The sequence below is a fragment of the Legionella parisiensis genome (genome assembly GCF_001467945.1).
Classification (GTDB): Bacteria; Pseudomonadota; Gammaproteobacteria; order Legionellales; family Legionellaceae; genus Legionella; species Legionella parisiensis.
In genome coordinates, this window is record NZ_LNYQ01000012.1 from 129,417 (window position 1) to 145,802 (window position 16,386).

Consider the following 16,386-nt stretch of genomic DNA (forward strand, 5'->3'; position numbering starts at 1 on the left):
TTACACTTTTGTTACAACAAACTGAGCATTTTTGATTCACATGTAGCAAAATCATTGCTATTATTTGCCCTGATTTATAACCTTGGAGTAACACATGAAATTTAAAGAAGTTATGAGTAAGATTGGGTACTTACCAGCAAATGCTTTTACAGGTCTGTCTAATCTGTTATTAGGTTCTACTGTTAAAGTAACAGATAGAGACGGCGTAGAAAAAGTTAAAATGGGCCGTGATGGTAAACCTGTAACAACACCTGGCTTAGTAGGCTATATTGCTGAAGGGATTAAAATTGCTAGCCGTTCAACTGCTGATTTCCTCTCTAACCATAAAAAAGCAATCGCTACTGCTGCGTGGCTTTCTCTGCTTGCTGCTGGTGCGGTTGCACTTACTTTATTCTTGTGGCCTGCTGCTCTAACTGCAGTTGCTACGTTCTCAATCGGTGGTCTTTCTATTGCTGCAATCGCTGGTGCTAGCACTGTTGCACAAATCGGTCTTGCTGCTGGATTAGCCGCTGCTGCTGCTTCTGTTGCAACTTACGTAACTGCTGCTGCTGGTAACGCGATTAACTGGCTTGCTGAGTGCTGCAAAGGTCTTCGTAGCAAGAGCCAAAAAAACAAATTTGAAGTACTGCCCTCTGACGAAGAAGACTCTTTACATAAAGAGAGTGGTTTCGAATCTAGTTTTATTGGCAGCAACCCATACGTTGCTCCAGAGCTAGGCACAACTTCAGTTAAGCCTAAATCAGGCACTGTAGTTAGTTTGTCGACTCGTCGTGAAGAAGATGTACCTCAATTCCCATCTCCTTTGAGCACAAATGTTGTGAAGAAGAAAGTAGAGGAAGTTGATCAAAGACTTGATTTGAGCAGCAGCATATAATCTGTAGTTCAAGTCAGAAATGAAAAACGCGGCATATGCCGCGTTTTTTTATTTCTATTTAATTAATTTACACGACGTAACTCCAAAGTAATAGATAAGTACCAAGCTATACTTCAACAGTTTAGAATTTTCTTTTTTGTCTAATGCAACCACGATTTACCCTATCACGTCACTCAGCAATAACTCAGTTGCCTACAGCATTTATGGCTTACATGCGTTATAATCTGTCATTTTACACAAGCAGGTACTGAATTAATGGCGAAACAACGTAAAATGCTGGTTACCAGCGCCTTACCCTACGCAAATGGGCATTTACATCTTGGGCATTTAGTAGAACATATTCAAACGGATATTTGGGTGCGTACCCATAAAATGTCCGGAATCCATTGCATCAGTATCTGTGGTGACGATGCGCATGGCACCCCGATTATGTTAAAAGCAGAGCAAATGGGAATTACTCCAGAAACCTTGACCGCCGAAATAAAGCAAAGCCATGAACGTGATTTCAAAGCGTTTGCGATTGATTATGACTGTTATCATACGACCCACTCCCCAGAAAACCAGGCCTTAGCTGTAGCCATTTATGAGTCATTACAGGCAAATGGTTCCATTATTAAAAGAACCATACGGCAAGCATATGATCCTGTAAAGCAAATGTTTTTACCTGACCGCTACGTCAAAGGAACATGTCCAAAATGTGGTGCTCGCGATCAATATGGGGATAACTGTGAGGTCTGTGGTGCGACCTACTTGCCTACGGATTTAATTGATGCCGTATCTGCTATTTCAGGAGCCAAACCTATAGAAAAAGATTCAGAGCATTATTTTTTTGATTTGCCACGTTACGAAGCGCTTTTAAAAGAATGGACCCGTAGCGGTCATTTGCAAGCCGAAGTAGCGAATAAACTGGATGAGTGGTTTGCCGCAGGATTAAAACAATGGGATATCTCGCGTGATGCTCCTTATTTTGGATTTCCAATTCCCGGAACTACAGACAAATACTTCTATGTCTGGCTTGATGCACCTATAGGTTATATGGCCAGTTTTAAAAAATATTGCGATGAGCAAGACCTTTCTTTTGCTGAATTTTGGGATAAAGGCTCAACTACCGAGTTATACCATTTTGTTGGTAAAGATATTGTTTATTTCCATGCTTTGTTTTGGCCTGCCATGCTTGCTGCGAGCGGGCACCGCATGCCTACAGCCGTTTACACTCATGGCTTCTTGACGGTTGATGGCCAGAAAATGTCAAAATCACGTGGAACTTTTCTTGAGGCACGGACTTATCTTGAGCACCTGCATCCCGAATACCTCCGTTATTATTTTGCCGCCAAGCTAAACGGCCGCGTTGATGATTTGGATTTAAATTTTGATGATTTCATCAATAGGATCAATGCGGATCTCGTGGGCAAAGTAGTCAATATTGCCAGTCGTTGTGCCGGTTTTATCAATAAGCGATTTGATAACCTTTTAAGCAGCGGTTTAAGTGCCCCGCAATTGTACGCGGAACTACTCGACGTGCGCGAGGAAGTGATTGATTCTTTTATTTCTCGCGATTATGCACGCGCTATTCGCCAGATTATGGATTGCGCCGATAAAGTGAATCAATATATAGATACCCACAAGCCCTGGGTATTAGCAAAAGAAGAAGGACGCTTACCCGAAGTACAGGCCATTTGTACCATGGGAATTAATTTATTTCGGATCTTAATCACTTATTTAAAACCCGTATTGCCTCTGATGGCAAAAGCTTCTGAAGGTTTTTTAAATTGTGCCCCCCTTAATTGGGAATCCATTAACCAACCTCTGCTCAATCATAATCTCAATACCTTCCAGCCCTTAATGGTTCGTGTTGAAAGGGAAAAAATACAGGCCATGCTGGAACAATCCAAACAGGTGTACCATGGCTTCAGTTAAAGAAATTGATGCACTTTTGCCACAGACTCAATGTGGGGAATGCGATTACCCTGGTTGCTTACCGTATGCCGAAGCCCTGGCCCAAGGGACAGCACCAATTAATAAATGCCCTCCCGGGGGAGTAACTACCGTCAAAGCATTAGGTGCTTTACTCAATATTAACCCTGTTCCTTATTTGGAAAACGCACACACGAATACCCGGGCACCCTCTGTTGCGGTCATTCGTGAAGCAGAATGCATTGGGTGTACCAAATGCATCAAAGCATGCCCGGTAGATGCAATCATTGGCAGTGGTAAATTAATGCATGCGGTGATTAACCATGAATGCACTGGTTGTGGCCTGTGTGTTGCTCCATGTCCGGTAGATTGTATTGAGATGGTGACTTTACCCGATATACACTATGATAAAGCTCTAGCACGTAAGCGTTTTAATGCCAAAAAAACACGTTCATTACGTGAGGAACATGAAAAACAACAGGCTTATAGAGAAAAGCGCCAACTTGCATTGAAAACAGATAAGACCCAAGACTTACAAGCCAAGCAAGACTATATTCAAAAAGCATTGGCACGTGTGAAAGCGAAAAAAACTCATGAATAAAAAGCAGCGCCATGAAATTTTTGTGCGTTTTCGTGAACAAAATCCACATCCAACTACAGAGTTGGTTTATCACTCCCCTTTTGAATTGTTAATTGCTGTCATTCTTTCAGCACAAGCAACTGATGTTGGCGTTAATAAAGCAACAGCCAAGTTATTTCCAGTAGCCAACACCCCCGAGGGTGTTCTTGAATTGGGTTTGGAAAAACTTAAAGAATATATAAAATCTATAGGCCTCTATAATAGCAAGGCACAAAATATTATGAAAACCTGCGCATTGCTGGTCAAAAATTACAATGGAAAAGTACCCACTCAACGAAATGACTTGGAGTCTTTGCCGGGAGTAGGCCGTAAAACAGCTAACGTAATCCTGAATACAGCTTTTGGCGAATCCACAGTGGCTGTAGATACTCACATATTTAGGGTATCAAATCGGACTGGCCTCGCTAAAGGGAAAACTCCTTTAGAAGTAGAAAGAGCACTCATAAAAAATATTGAGGCTCAGTTTTTAAAAGATGCGCATCATTGGCTTGTTTTACATGGACGTTATGTATGTACTGCGCGCCGCCCCCAATGTAAAACATGCATCATCCAGGATCTGTGTGAGTACCCGGATAAAAATCTATAAAAAATAGAGTGGATGTAATGGCATGCTGCTCCGGGCTTCGCTTCGTTGTACCCAGGCTGCATTCAAAAATATCTGTTATGGATAACAACTATGAAAGAACGAAAGAAAAATGTCTTTATAAATTTTATCTTATTAAAATTTTATCGATTCTTATCGAAAGAAGATAAGGTAATCAAGAGAACTTATTTATATGATTTCGCTCAAATGGCTCAAGAGATCCAACCAGGGGATGTACTCTTAGTAGAAAGTCGTACGCGGATGGGGAATATTATCCGACTTATTTCCGAGAGTACTTGGACTCATGCTGCTTTGTACATTGGTCGCCTTGAAGACATCTCAAATCCCTCACTACGTGAGCTCGTGCAGGAACAGACACGTAATTTAGCCTCAACGCAGTTTATTATAGAAAGCATGCTGGGCGAAGGAACTCAGATTTCCGGGGTGGATGAATATAAAAATGACCACATACGTATTTTACGGCCCTCTTCTCTTTTGCCGGAAGATAGGGAAAACGTAATTGCCGCAGCGATTAATAAAATTGGCAAAAACTACAGCTTGCGCCATCTTTTTGATCTGGCGCGGTTTATTTTTCCCTGGGGTTTTTTTCCTCGTAGATGGCGATCCTCTTTATTCCAGCACAACATATTACAACCAACAGAGGACATATGTTCTTCCATGATTGCCAGCGTATTTCAATCAGTAAATTATCCCATTTTGCCTGTGATTAAAAAAGATAAAACGGGTTATACATTAATTCAAAGAAATCCCCGCCTTTACACACCAAGTGATTTTGATCTTTCACCTTTTTTCGATGTAATTAAATATCCTATTTTACCGCTTAAAAAAGGGCAAACCTATCGTGATTTACCATGGAAAAAGCAATTTATTAGTGACGATATAGGAATAGTGGAACTGAAAGACGAAAAATAAATCACTTTGACTTATTAGGATAAAAGATTTTAATAGAATCGTAGCAACATGTAATCTTCCTGTGCTTCATGAGAAAAAGACTAGCATTTCTATTTTTTTACTTTTACAATAAAATTTCGTTGTTTGCAGGGAGCGCAAAATTATGAACTGGTGGACTTCTGTGGTTAATGGAACCAAGTCACTTGGGGATGGAGCAACATGGGTTTGGAATAACGCCATAAAACAAACCGTAGGCTACGCTGCAAATACAGCGTTTTATGTAGCCGAACAAGTCTTAGCCTTACGCGAGGCAGTTCCTGCAGTGGTTACTCCTCCAGTGATGAAAATCGTTAATGGAGGAGGGAATATACTCTTTTATGATGTTCTGCCAGTCGCAGCAGTACATTTCGCAAATAATAACCTTCAAACTTATTTACGACCAACAGACCCGACAAGTATGTTGGCATCCTATGCGGTTTTACCTACCTTAACTTTAATGAATTACGCAGTGTGGGGATATACATACAGGCAGGTGCCTAAATTAATTGCACATACCTTGGCGCTTGATGCATTAGGTTCCTCCGCTTTTAACGAGCATAAAGGAAGGCTCAATCCATCTCCCCCAACACTCTGTGGAGAAAAGGAGGAGGATTGTAATTTCAAACGAAAATTTAAAGGGTCATTACGTGAACCCTTGGTATTGGCTTTTAATGATCTTGTGCTTTGGGGGATTAGTAGGTCTCTGCCCTATGGAGAGCAAATCGCATGGATATTAGCCATCTATTTTTATGGTGAATACATTACACGTATGGCAACTCCAGAACGCTGTGAGCGGCATAAGGCGATGAAATCCGAATCAATATTGTCTTTAGGTTTAGCCTATACAGGAACCTCATATTTGATGGATTATGCATTTGAATCGACTGTAGGCAAACCTCCATATCTTTACCTCAGAACATTGCGTCATTTGTTACTTTTAGTACACATTAATGTTGCATCGCACATGTCTTTGCCATTAGTCCGTTCGGCAAAAGATAAAATTCCAGTTGATCCTTTAGTGATTTATGATCGCACTAAACGGTTTGCTGTTGACGTTTTGTTTGCAGGATTGATGCAAAGAATACCCATTGATTTTAAACCGCCTCCAGGTGCAAAACCATTTATTCCTTTATCAACAGTTTTCAGGTTCCTAACCAGAGTACTAGAAAGTGATTTGGAGCAAGTTAAACCTGCACCACCCGGTTTCTTTAAGAAAACAACAAAATATCTGCTACCCAGCATGTTTCATAGCCCCAAAAATGCAGTTAATGATCCAGTAATTAAAGAATTTTGGCCTGACATCCGCACTGATTTACTTTACATTATAGAAATCGTTGAAGCGGCAAAACCAGTTAAAACACTAACAACGGCTCCTACAGCAATCGCGTCCACAGTCAAATATACGCTCCCAGTCGTATTAAACTACCGCTTTGGTATGCCCATAAAGCTATCTGAGTTTCTTTTATCGTTGAGCAAAAAAGAAGATTTTTGGGATTTTGTTATGGCACTTAAATTATGGATTGAACGAAATAATGTATCTCATGAGATACTCTTGACTAAAGGGACAACTAATGTGGGCTTGCATGAAACAGACAGAATCATTGAGCTTCCTCCAGAACCTCAAGCCAAAGTTTTACCGCCAGCAAAAGAGTTAAAAACACCACGAACTCCTTCGATGATTGAGGCCAAAAAATTAATTCCTCAAAAAACGTTACCCTCAATATCCGCAAATAGTTTATTTTCTACCAAAACGCGTCCTATGCTCGGAAACAATCCATCAGTTAAAACAGCGGAACTTGGCTCATCATCTACCATAGAGGAACTCTCTACATCACTTGAATACAGCTAGTAAGTTAAGGAGATCGAAGGAATGTATGGAGCTGTCTTGATTCTTTTGATCACCCTGATTTTAATTGCCGTTCGCAGAATGACACGAGTTATCATTCCAATTTGGCTTATTACCACTGCAGGCGCTGCTGCTGCACTATTATTCAAACAAATTACTCCTGTCCGTGCAATTACAGCGATTGAACTGGATGTGATGCTTTATTTATTTGGTGTTTTTCTCATCGCGCAAGCAGCTGAGGACAGCGGCTATTTAGAACAACTCACTGACAAAATTTTCTATCACGCACATAATGGGAAACAGGCTTTATTCATTATTGTATTTATCCTGGGGTTAAGCGCTTCCTTACTCATGAATGATACGATTGCTATCATAGGTACACCCATTCTCATTCAATTGTGTGAAATAAATAAAAAACTAATCAAACCTTTAATTTTTGCACTGGCATTTTCAATCACCATCGGCAGTACCCTCAGTCCTATCGGTAATCCTCAAAACTTATTAATAGCAGTCAAAGCAGAGATGCCATCACCTTTTTTCCAATTTATGAGACTGCTGGCGATACCCACATTGATAAATCTTGCAATTACTTACCTGCTCATATATTTTTTTTATAGAAAAACCTTAAACGAATCCATCGAGAAGCCCACTCCTTCGCCTGTACGTGATCGCTATACAGTAATGCTTGTTAAACTGAGCTTAATAACTTTATGCCTTTTGATTATTCTTAAAATAGTTTTTGATTTCATGCAATCATCCATACACTTAAATTTCAGCCATATAGCACTTATCTCAGCGTTACCTATTTTTCTCAGCACACAGCGAAAAAAGCTGATTAAAAGCCTGGATTGGAGTACTTTGATTTTTTTTGCAAGTATTTTTATTCTGATGCAAAGTGTATGGGATAGCGGTTTTTTTCAAACCGGCATCAACCATTTTCATCTTGCGATTACCCAAGTCCCTACAATATTGATAATCAGTATTATTCTGAGTCAATTTATATCCAATGTCCCTATGGTAGCATTATATTTACCACTTCTCATGCAATATCCGTTTTCTGATTCAAGTATATTAGCCCTGGCAGCAGGAAGTACTATTGCTGGTAATTTATCAATTTTAGGGGCTGCAAGTAATATCATTATTATTCAAAACTGTGAGAAACGCAGTGTTAGAGGTTTTGATTTTTTTGAATTTATAAAAATTGGAGCTCCGCTCACCCTCATGAATGTTCTGATCTATGCCTGTTTTCTTTAAATCAGCATGTAGCCCAAAAATGACATAGGTCGTAGGTGAGAAATAGAACTAAAGTTTATGTGAATAAAATTTTTTATCTTTCTTACTGCACCGAAATGAATCGTTCGTCAGTAGAATTACACTACTACTTGCCATATTAAATGCAATGGTGTTATATTTGTGCGCGAATTATTTCTTTACAAGGCAATCATTAACAAATCAAAGTTATGGAAATCCTAAGCATATGAATCAATCATTGCCTTCACAGCAGTCCTGTTTTTTATTAATGACTGTAAGCGTTATTACCTCCCTTATCTTATTAATTAATATATCGTTCAAAATCGTTCTCATAGAAGGACTGATGTTCTCTGTGAACTGTTTGATCTGTCCATTAATTTCAGGTTTGTATTTATTAGCATTAAGAAATTGCACCATCAAAGAACAAAGACATTTGCTAAATATCTCATTACTGGCTTTATATGTATTTTGTATTGGGGTTTATATACTAATTAACTTACCCGCAGCCGAATACATGCATAATAATCCTGTTTATCAAATTATTTTTGAAGACATTCCGAAAAAATTCTTTGCAACTACTATCGCTTTTGCACTGAGTTTCTATCTGCCACATCTATTATTTTATCCTAAAGCCACTAAAGTTTTACCTTCACCAAAACAATGTATGCTGCTTGCATTGTTAGGGGGCCTCAGCTTTTTTGGATTGGATTTTTTTCTCTTATTTTCAGGGGTTCATCTTCACAGCTTCAAACACATTTTTATTGATTCATTCATGATTGCTTCCATTATACTGCTTATTATTGGTGTATTTTATCTGGCATTTTTACTGAAATACCAGAATTTGCCTATTATCCCAGACCTCGAGCGAGGCAGAGAAGCACTACCCTTATCTCATTACTTTATTTGCGTTGCGATCGTCATAATGCTCATTTGTTTAGCTTGCGAATACAGGATAGTAACGATTATCAATAAATATATGGTGCTATCAGCCAGCTCATTATTTTTTCCAATTACTTTATTTATTAGCACAATACTCGGTGAACTGTGGGGTTATCGAGTCAACCTCAAGTTATGCTTAATCCTTATTGCCACTCAATTCACTTTTGATATTTTGCTTATAGGGATCGTTGCTTTGCCATCACCAACGTTCTTCAATTTAAATCCTTTTTACAACTTCATTATGTTAAAAAGGCTGCCTGCAGCTTCGCTGACATTATTTGTTGCCTTCATTAGTAATGCTTTGCTGCTACACCACCTAAAACACTCAAAGTGGGGTTTGCACCGCCCATTACGTATCTTAATTGCTAATTTTTGTTCTAATTCCCTATTGTGTTTAATTGACTACGGTTTACTATTCGGGGGGATTTATCCTTATGATCAAGTTATTAGTTTGGTAGCGAATGTTTGGCATTACAAATTATTCATGACGATGGTTTTTCTACCTTTAATTCTATGGTTCTGTGCCTACATGGAAAAAAACAAAGCATCGACTTTACAGTATGATTGAAGCGCTAATTTTCCGTTACTGTACGAGCAATGACTTCAACTTAAGCTTGTGTAGCGTGTTGCTTGCAACCGAGATCAAACATCAAGCCGCTCTTTCCCTGGTAGCAAGCAACCAGCCTACATTTAGATTACGCAAGATTGATTTTAAGTTGACATCATTGACCATAAGGTACAACTGCCATTGGGTTAAGATATCCCTGTTTCAGGGATATCTTAAACTCTGGTGGAAGCGTGCAGGCTTTATTATTCCTTTTTCACGGGCCGCTTCCAACCATAGACTGTTTTCTGTCTTGATTCAGTAAGGGTTAATTCACCAGGGGGAACGTCTTTGCGGATGGTACTTCCTGCCCCTATCGTTGCATAAGCACCTACAGTCACCGGCGCAACGAATTGAGTGTCCGAACCGACAAAAACGCCATCTTCAATGACGGTTTTGTGTTTATTAACTCCGTCATAATTGCAAGTAATTGTTCCTGCTCCTACATTAACATCTTTCCCTAAACACACATCGCCCAAATAACTTAAATGACTTGCTTTGGAACCCGCATCAAATATGGCTTTTTTGGTTTCAACAAAATTACCTATCTTGCAATGTGCAGCTAATTCGGTGCCTGCTCTTAATCGAGCAAAAGGGCCAATAGAACAATCATTTTCTATGTTACAACCTTCCAAGACACTGTTGGCATAAATCTCACACCCAGCACCCAAACTTACATCAGTGAGCAGGCAATTAGGTCCTATAGAGCAACCATCTCCAAGAATCACCTTTCCTTTAAACACACAATTCACATCAATGAATACGTCTTTACCACAGATTAACTCACCGCGTAAATCAAAACGATTGGCATCAGCGATAGATACTCCCTGTTGTAATAATTTTTCAGCGTGTCGTACTTGCCATATCCGCTCTAATTGCTGCAATTGCAATCGGTTATTTATCCCTTGAATTTCTGCGTTATCTTTTACACTCAGTGTTCTAATTGGTGTTTGATTGGCAACAGCTAAGGCAATAATTTCAGTGAGATAGTACTCAGATTGAGCATTCTCATTGCCCAAATTGGGTAGCCACTTTTCTAAATCATCAGAAATGGCACAACAAATCCCTGAATAAATTTCTTTTATATTCTTTTCTTGCTCATTTGCATCTTTTTCTTCTACAATGATGGAAACTTCACCTTGGTTGTCCCTAACAATTCGCCCAAGACCACTAGGGTCTTCAAGATGGGCAACTAAGAGTGACAAAATGGATTGATGAGCGTTTGCTGTATTGCTGCACGCGATTAAAGCGCGTAGCGTATCTGCTTGAATAAGCGGGACATCAGCAGATAGAACAAGTACTTGTGTCCGTGGTGGAATAAAAGGTAAAGCCTGCATTACTGCATGGCCTGTACCTAATTGCTCTGCCTGATGTACCCAATGCACAGGTAAGTCAGGGAGTGAGTTCTTAAGTTGTTCACCACCATGACCGTAAATAACATGGATTACATCAGGATTTAGTTGCTGCGCGGTTTCCACTACTCGAGTCAACATAGGCTTCCCTGCAATTTGGTGAAGTACTTTAGGAGTACTGGAATACATCCGCTTACCCTGACCTGCAGCTAAAATGATAATTTGTAAGTTCATGGAGTTATGAGTTCCTAAGTTAAGGTTTTTCAATAAAACAATCTGCCTCAATATTGAATCAATAAAAAGGGGTATGATAACTAAATTACAGTTCAAGGAGTAGAGCTATGTCATCAATATTAGTGAGAGCATTTAAAGCACTTATAGATCGCGTTTTGAATAAATCAATAGAAGATTCGATTGCTGATGATAACGGAATGTTTTATGGATATTTTCGTGATACGAAGCACTCCGAACAACAAAGAGGTTTAAGCCGTACCCTGCAAAAATGCATTGCAGATTTTGCAAGTGAGGACACAGATAAAAATAATTTAGCGACGATAAAAGAGCAGATCAGTAAAATAGACAATGCGGTAGAGCTTTTGCGTGCAAAAAAATCATGGAAAAGAGGTGGTTTGAATGACACCTTAAGTGAACTTAATTCCAGCCTAGACAGATTTTTTCGTTCTCTTAATGAGCGACCATTTAACTTTATCGATATAGCTGATGATGATGACCCGTTTAACTTACTTTGCGCCCATGCAGTTTATTACCTGGGTGAGCACATTATTTGTCCTCCTGGAGAAGGCATGCTTGCTAAAATATACGAAACCGTTTCCAATACCATAAGTCACTCTACAGCAATAGAAATCAGGGGTAAAAAAGAAGAGTGCCTGATGAAACATATTCTCAAATGCAAGGAAAAACTAGACGGTTTAGATAAGGAAAAGCCTAATTATAAAGAGTTGCGCAAGACTTTTGTTCTTGAAGCAATAGATGCTATCCAAAGAGAGAATGCCGGGATTTGTGAAGAATCAAAACCCATTGACTCAATACCCGTACAAGTAACCTTGATTGCAGTGGCTCGAGTTAAAGCACCTACCATAAAGCCCAGTAGAGGGCGATTAAAAGTCGCTATGGACAATGCGCTTGAGGAAATTAAAGAAAGATGTCCATCTTCAGAAAAGGAAAAGACTGAGGAAGATAAGTCGATGTTAAGCGTTTAAAACTTTGTATTTCTCATCAAAACCCGGAATTCGAAACTCGATTAAAATTTTCAATCCGGGTTCCGTTGCGTATGCAGGTTTCAAAACATCCGATTACGCAGTCAACTCCCCACAAAGATCAGTTTCCATTAGTCTTTTTATTTCGGAAATGTCTAACCGTTTGCTGAGCAAATACAGTAATTTGCAATGTGCAGCTTCAGGGGTCATGTCATGCCCGCTAATCAATCCTGCTTTTTTTAAGGAATGCCCCGTGGCATATTGACTCATTTCCACCCCACCCTGTTGGCATTGAGTACAGTTAATAATGATCACACCGCGTGCGCACGCATCTTTAAGCAACTTTAAAAAGCGAGGATCATTATTTTGCGCATTGCCTGCACCATATGTCTCTAATATCAAACCACATAAGGGCTGGTTTAAAATATAAGCTAAAACGTCCGTAGCAAACCCCGGGAATAGCCTAAAATTGGCAATAAACTGAGGTTCAATCGTTTGTAAGTGAAATGACTTCCGCGAGCGTTTGAGCAAAAGGTTTTTCTGTACCTTAATATCTATTCCTATTGCTGCTAAACGTGGATAATTCGGCGAATCAAAAGCTTTGAATCCTTGCGAGCTGATCTTTTGTGTACGATTACCACGTAATAAATGTTGATTAAAGTAAATGCATACCTCATGTATGGGCTGATTTGCACAAAGCCATAATGAAGTGACCACATTATCTATTGCATCATTTCGTACTTCCGATAAAGGAATTTGGGAACCTGTAATAATTACTGGTTTACTTAAATTTTCCAGCATAAAGGACAAAGCCGATGCCGTATATGCCATGGTATCAGTACCGTGAAAAACGACAAAGCCATCAAAATGCGCATAATCATCCGCTATATCCCTTGCTATTCGGTTCCAGTCGTATACAGTCATATTGGATGAGTCAAGCAAAGGACTGTATTCTTTGACCAAATACTCAGGCATGTCTCTATGTTTGAGCAGGGGTATTTGTTGCAACGCAGCTTCCACATAACCTGCAGCAGGCTCATAACCATTTTCTGTTTTAATACAACTGATGGTGCCACCAGTATTAATAATTAAAATTCTCTTTTTCATAAGATTATAAATTTAGAATATTTTCTCAATTATATAACTAAATGATTTGAAATAGTGTATTAGTTTTATTGTATGAGAACAGGCGTCACGATGCTGCAGATAAGGTCTAGAAAAGGAATATAAGTCAGTTTTTATTGAGTAGTTATCTTTTTTCAATAATAATTACGGATTTAATTGCCAAGGTCTCGCTGTTTATGGAAAAATCAAGTTATTAGAAGTTTAATCTAAACAGTGACATCATGGTAATTGATCGTGCCGGTTATCGGTTGAATGTAGGTATTGTCCTAGTCAACGCACAAAATAGAGTTTTTTGGGGTAGAAGAACTGGTCATGATGCTTGGCAATTTCCGCAAGGCGGCTTAGCTGCCGGTGAAACATCGTTAGAAGCAATGTTTCGGGAATTGCATGAGGAAGTAGGATTGAATAAGGAAGATGTAGAAGTTATTGGCTCTACCAAACGCTGGCTTAAATACAGACTCCCCAAACAATATCTCCGTCATGGCAGTGAACCTTTAGTAATAGGACAAAAACAAAAATGGTTTTTATTAAAGCTCATTACCAGCGAGCAAAAAGTTAAACTGGATCTGAGTGATTCTCCAGAGTTTGACAGCTGGCGTTGGGTTGATTTTCATGAGCCAGAAGGACAGGTTATCTTCTTTAAACGGCAAGTTTATATGCAAGCGTTAAAAGAGCTGGAACCTTTATTGAAAAAAAATCGTCGTACACCTTACGGTATTAAACGAAAAAAGAGGTAATATAAGCGTAGATGCTCAAAGTACTTAAACGGATCGTTCAAGAAGTCACTGCAGCCAAGCAGCTCTCTGAAGCACTTGGCATTCTGGTGCACCAAATTAATAAAGCCATTAATGCAGAGGCCGCTTCCGTTTACCTCATCGATACCAAACATGCTGAATATGTCCTTATTGCAACCGAAGGTTTAAACAAGCAAGCACGATTCCGAGTTCGTATTTCATTTGATAGTGGTCTAGTAGGTCTTGTCGGCCGACGCGAAGAGCCTATTAATCTAGAAGATGCTCCCGCCCATCCCGATTTTTATCATAATCCCTTGCTGGGAGAAGAGCGTTTTAAAGCGTTTTTAGGTGTCCCTATTATTCAGCATCGAAAGATCTATGGCGTTCTCATTGTTCAGCAAACAGAGCAACGTTACTTTGATGATACAGAAGAATCTTTTTTAATTACCTTAGCTGCCCAACTTGGCGGAATTATCGCTCATGCAGAAGCAACAGGAGAGCTGGCTGAATTAACTCAACCCAAACCTATTGGCGTTACCAAAAAAGTTGACGCAGGGACTACTGCTCTGGCAGGAATCGGTTCTGTTCCAGGTATTGGAATAGGTACAGCTGTGGTTGTATATCCTCAAGCAGATATTGATGCAGTTCCACAAAATCCTGTAGAGACTTTGGATGAGGAAATAAATGCTTTTTATGAGGCACTAGAATCCACTAGAGATGACATGCACCGCTTAAGCAGACGTATGAAATCCGTTGTTGCGGAAGATGAGCATGCACTGTTTGATGTGTATTTACGCATTCTTGATAAAGACAGTTTGGGTGTTGAAGTAGAGCAGGTAATTCGTAAAGAAAAAATTGGAGCGCAAGCCGCTTTAGCAACAGTCATCAAAAAACACATCGCGCAATTTGAAAATATGGAAGATTCATATCTCCGTGAACGAGCCAGTGATTTTCGTGATTTGGGACGTCGTGTTTTAGCAGCATTACAATGGTCACAACAAGAAGAAATTGTTTATCCCAAAAGAACGGTTTTAGTTGGAGAAGAAGTAACCGCTGCCGCATTAGCAGAAGTTCCAGAAGGATGCCTGGCTGGAGTTATTTCAGCCAAAGGTTCCAATAACTCGCATGTTGCCATTTTAGCACGTGCGTTGGGTGTTCCTACAGTTATGGGCGTTCGCGGCTTAAAATTAGATTTAATTTCCCGCCGTGCCATTATTGTTGATGGATATTATGGGCAAGTTTATATTTCCCCATCAAAATCAGTGCTCGCAGAATTCAAGCTTCTAGAACAAGAAGAACAGGCATTGAACCAAAGCCTGGTTAGTTTACGAGATAAACCTGCAGAAACTGTTGATAACTATAGGGTTTCTTTACAAGTGAACACTGGGTTAGCTATGGATGCAGGCTTATCCATGAGTGTCGGTGCAGAAGGTGTTGGCTTGTATCGCTCAGAAGTCCCTTTTATGAGTCGTGATCATTTCCCTTCAGAAGATGAACAAACGATTATTTATCGACAAACACTAAAAGCCTTTGCCCCACATCCTGTAACCATGCGAACTCTTGATATTGGTGGTGATAAAGTGCTGCCCTATTTTCCTGTTGCAGAAGATAACCCCTATTTGGGATGGCGAGGAATTCGTGTCACTCTGGATCATCCTGATGTATTCTTGATGCAAATCCGTGCAATGATGCGTGCAAGCGAAGAGTTGAATAATTTGCGAATTATGCTACCTATGGTCACCAATTTAAGTGAAGTCGAAGAGGCTTCCTATCTTATTGATCAAGCATACAGTGAATTATTAGAAGAAGGTTGCGCTATTGAAAAACCAAAGTTAGGCGTCATGATCGAAGTCCCTGCAGCGGCTTATTTAGCACGTGAAATCGCCAAACGTGTTGATTTTATCTCTGTAGGCAGCAATGACTTGACCCAATATTTTCTGGCTGTAGATAGGAATAACGCACGAGTTGCAGGCCTTTATGACGCCATGCATCCTGCCATGTTGCGTGTTTTGCTAAAAGTAGTTGAAGGAGGCCATGCAGCGGGGGTAGAAGTGAGTATATGCGGGGAAATGGCCAGTGATCCTTTAGCTGTTATTTTGTTAATTGCCATGGGCTTTGACACCTTAAGCATGAACTCTTCGAGTTTACCGCGAGTGAAATGGGTTATTCGTAATTTTGCTATTGCAACTGCCCGTAAAATTCTTGCCGAAGTCCTGGAGTTTGAACACCCTGCCCAAATACGTTTTCATTTACAAAAAGCCCTAGAGGAAGAAGGATTGGGCAGTCTTATCAGGGCTGGAAAATCTTTATGAATAGAAATCTGATGGATCAATATAGATACAGCCTAGATTCAATG

13 protein-coding genes are annotated in these 16,386 nt (G+C 39.7%); 11 read left to right on the plus strand and 2 right to left on the minus strand.

Annotation, left to right across the window (positions count from 1 at the left end):
* The first annotated feature begins 112 nt into the window (after positions 1–112).
* The 8 genes from Lpar_RS03250 (at position 113) to Lpar_RS03285 (ending at position 9,566) form a co-directional block, all read left to right on the plus strand.
* A complete protein-coding gene (locus tag Lpar_RS03250) occupies positions 113–874 on the plus strand; it encodes a hypothetical protein (RefSeq protein ID WP_133133940.1) in 762 nt (253 codons plus the stop codon).
* A gap of 255 nt (positions 875–1,129) precedes the next feature.
* Entirely contained in the window at positions 1,130–2,791 is a 1,662-nt protein-coding gene (gene metG / locus Lpar_RS03255) for a methionine--tRNA ligase (RefSeq protein WP_058516565.1), read from the plus strand.
* On the plus strand, positions 2,778–3,389 hold the full coding sequence (locus Lpar_RS03260) for an RnfABCDGE type electron transport complex subunit B (RefSeq protein ID WP_058516566.1): 612 nt from the start codon (positions 2,778–2,780) through the stop codon (positions 3,387–3,389). The genes metG and Lpar_RS03260 overlap by 14 nt, the downstream gene beginning before the upstream one ends.
* A complete protein-coding gene (nth, locus tag Lpar_RS03265) occupies positions 3,382–4,014 on the plus strand; it encodes an endonuclease III (protein ID WP_058516567.1) in 633 nt (210 codons plus the stop codon). Before Lpar_RS03260 ends, nth begins: the two co-directional genes overlap by 8 nt.
* A 90-nt stretch (positions 4,015–4,104) precedes the next feature.
* Positions 4,105–4,944 carry a YiiX/YebB-like N1pC/P60 family cysteine hydrolase gene (locus Lpar_RS03270; RefSeq protein WP_058516568.1) on the plus strand — a complete coding sequence of 280 codons (840 nt, stop codon included), beginning with the start codon at positions 4,105–4,107 and terminating at the stop codon, positions 4,942–4,944.
* Between the two features lie 142 nt (positions 4,945–5,086).
* Positions 5,087–6,811: a hypothetical protein gene (locus tag Lpar_RS03275; RefSeq protein ID WP_058516569.1), complete on the plus strand. Its 1,725-nt coding sequence runs from the start codon at positions 5,087–5,089 to the stop codon at positions 6,809–6,811.
* A 21-nt stretch (positions 6,812–6,832) separates the two neighbouring features.
* Entirely contained in the window at positions 6,833–8,062 is a 1,230-nt protein-coding gene (locus tag Lpar_RS03280) for an SLC13 family permease (protein WP_058516570.1), read from the plus strand.
* 223 nt (positions 8,063–8,285) lie between these two features.
* Complete coding sequence (locus tag Lpar_RS03285) at positions 8,286–9,566, plus strand: VUT family protein (protein WP_058516571.1); 1,281 nt, start codon at positions 8,286–8,288, stop codon at positions 9,564–9,566.
* A gap of 242 nt (positions 9,567–9,808) precedes the next feature.
* On the opposite strand, the gene glmU is transcribed toward Lpar_RS03285, so the two are convergent.
* Positions 9,809–11,188, minus strand: coding sequence for a bifunctional UDP-N-acetylglucosamine diphosphorylase/glucosamine-1-phosphate N-acetyltransferase GlmU (gene glmU, locus Lpar_RS03290; protein WP_058516572.1), 1,380 nt, complete (start codon positions 11,186–11,188; stop codon positions 9,809–9,811).
* A gap of 107 nt (positions 11,189–11,295) precedes the next feature.
* Between glmU and Lpar_RS03295 the strand changes: the two genes are divergently transcribed.
* Positions 11,296–12,174, plus strand: a complete 879-nt coding sequence (locus tag Lpar_RS03295; RefSeq protein ID WP_058516573.1) for a hypothetical protein — start codon at positions 11,296–11,298, stop codon at positions 12,172–12,174.
* Between the two features lie 93 nt (positions 12,175–12,267).
* Here Lpar_RS03295 and ansA read toward each other — a convergent pair whose 3' ends face one another.
* On the minus strand, positions 12,268–13,278 hold the full coding sequence (ansA, locus tag Lpar_RS03300) for an asparaginase (protein WP_058516574.1): 1,011 nt from the start codon (positions 13,276–13,278) through the stop codon (positions 12,268–12,270).
* 239 nt (positions 13,279–13,517) lie between these two features.
* Between ansA and Lpar_RS03305 the strand changes: the two genes are divergently transcribed.
* Entirely contained in the window at positions 13,518–14,033 is a 516-nt protein-coding gene (locus Lpar_RS03305) for an RNA pyrophosphohydrolase (protein WP_058516575.1), read from the plus strand.
* A gap of 11 nt (positions 14,034–14,044) precedes the next feature.
* Positions 14,045–16,342, plus strand: coding sequence for a phosphoenolpyruvate--protein phosphotransferase (gene ptsP / locus Lpar_RS03310; protein ID WP_058516576.1), 2,298 nt, complete (start codon positions 14,045–14,047; stop codon positions 16,340–16,342).
* The last annotated feature ends 44 nt before the right edge of the window (positions 16,343–16,386 follow it).

What these genes read in the sequence shown, in the direction of transcription:
- nth (WP_058516567.1), top strand. Translation starts at nt 3,382, where the DNA reads ATGAATAAAAAGCAGCGCCATGAAATTTTTGTGCGTTTTCGTGAACAA.
- Lpar_RS03295 (WP_058516573.1), top strand. Translation starts at nt 11,296, where the DNA reads ATGTCATCAATATTAGTGAGAGCATTTAAAGCACTTATAGATCGCGTT.
- glmU (WP_058516572.1), bottom strand. Translation starts at nt 11,188, where the DNA reads ATGAACTTACAAATTATCATTTTAGCTGCAGGTCAGGGTAAGCGGATG.
- Lpar_RS03250 (WP_133133940.1), top strand. Translation starts at nt 113, where the DNA reads ATGAGTAAGATTGGGTACTTACCAGCAAATGCTTTTACAGGTCTGTCT.
- metG (WP_058516565.1), top strand. Translation starts at nt 1,130, where the DNA reads ATGGCGAAACAACGTAAAATGCTGGTTACCAGCGCCTTACCCTACGCA.
- ptsP (WP_058516576.1), top strand. Translation starts at nt 14,045, where the DNA reads ATGCTCAAAGTACTTAAACGGATCGTTCAAGAAGTCACTGCAGCCAAG.
- Lpar_RS03280 (WP_058516570.1), top strand. Translation starts at nt 6,833, where the DNA reads ATGTATGGAGCTGTCTTGATTCTTTTGATCACCCTGATTTTAATTGCC.
- Lpar_RS03285 (WP_058516571.1), top strand. Translation starts at nt 8,286, where the DNA reads ATGAATCAATCATTGCCTTCACAGCAGTCCTGTTTTTTATTAATGACT.
- Lpar_RS03275 (WP_058516569.1), top strand. Translation starts at nt 5,087, where the DNA reads ATGAACTGGTGGACTTCTGTGGTTAATGGAACCAAGTCACTTGGGGAT.
- Lpar_RS03305 (WP_058516575.1), top strand. Translation starts at nt 13,518, where the DNA reads ATGGTAATTGATCGTGCCGGTTATCGGTTGAATGTAGGTATTGTCCTA.
- Lpar_RS03260 (WP_058516566.1), top strand. Translation starts at nt 2,778, where the DNA reads ATGGCTTCAGTTAAAGAAATTGATGCACTTTTGCCACAGACTCAATGT.
- ansA (WP_058516574.1), bottom strand. Translation starts at nt 13,278, where the DNA reads ATGAAAAAGAGAATTTTAATTATTAATACTGGTGGCACCATCAGTTGT.
- Lpar_RS03270 (WP_058516568.1), top strand. Translation starts at nt 4,105, where the DNA reads ATGAAAGAACGAAAGAAAAATGTCTTTATAAATTTTATCTTATTAAAA.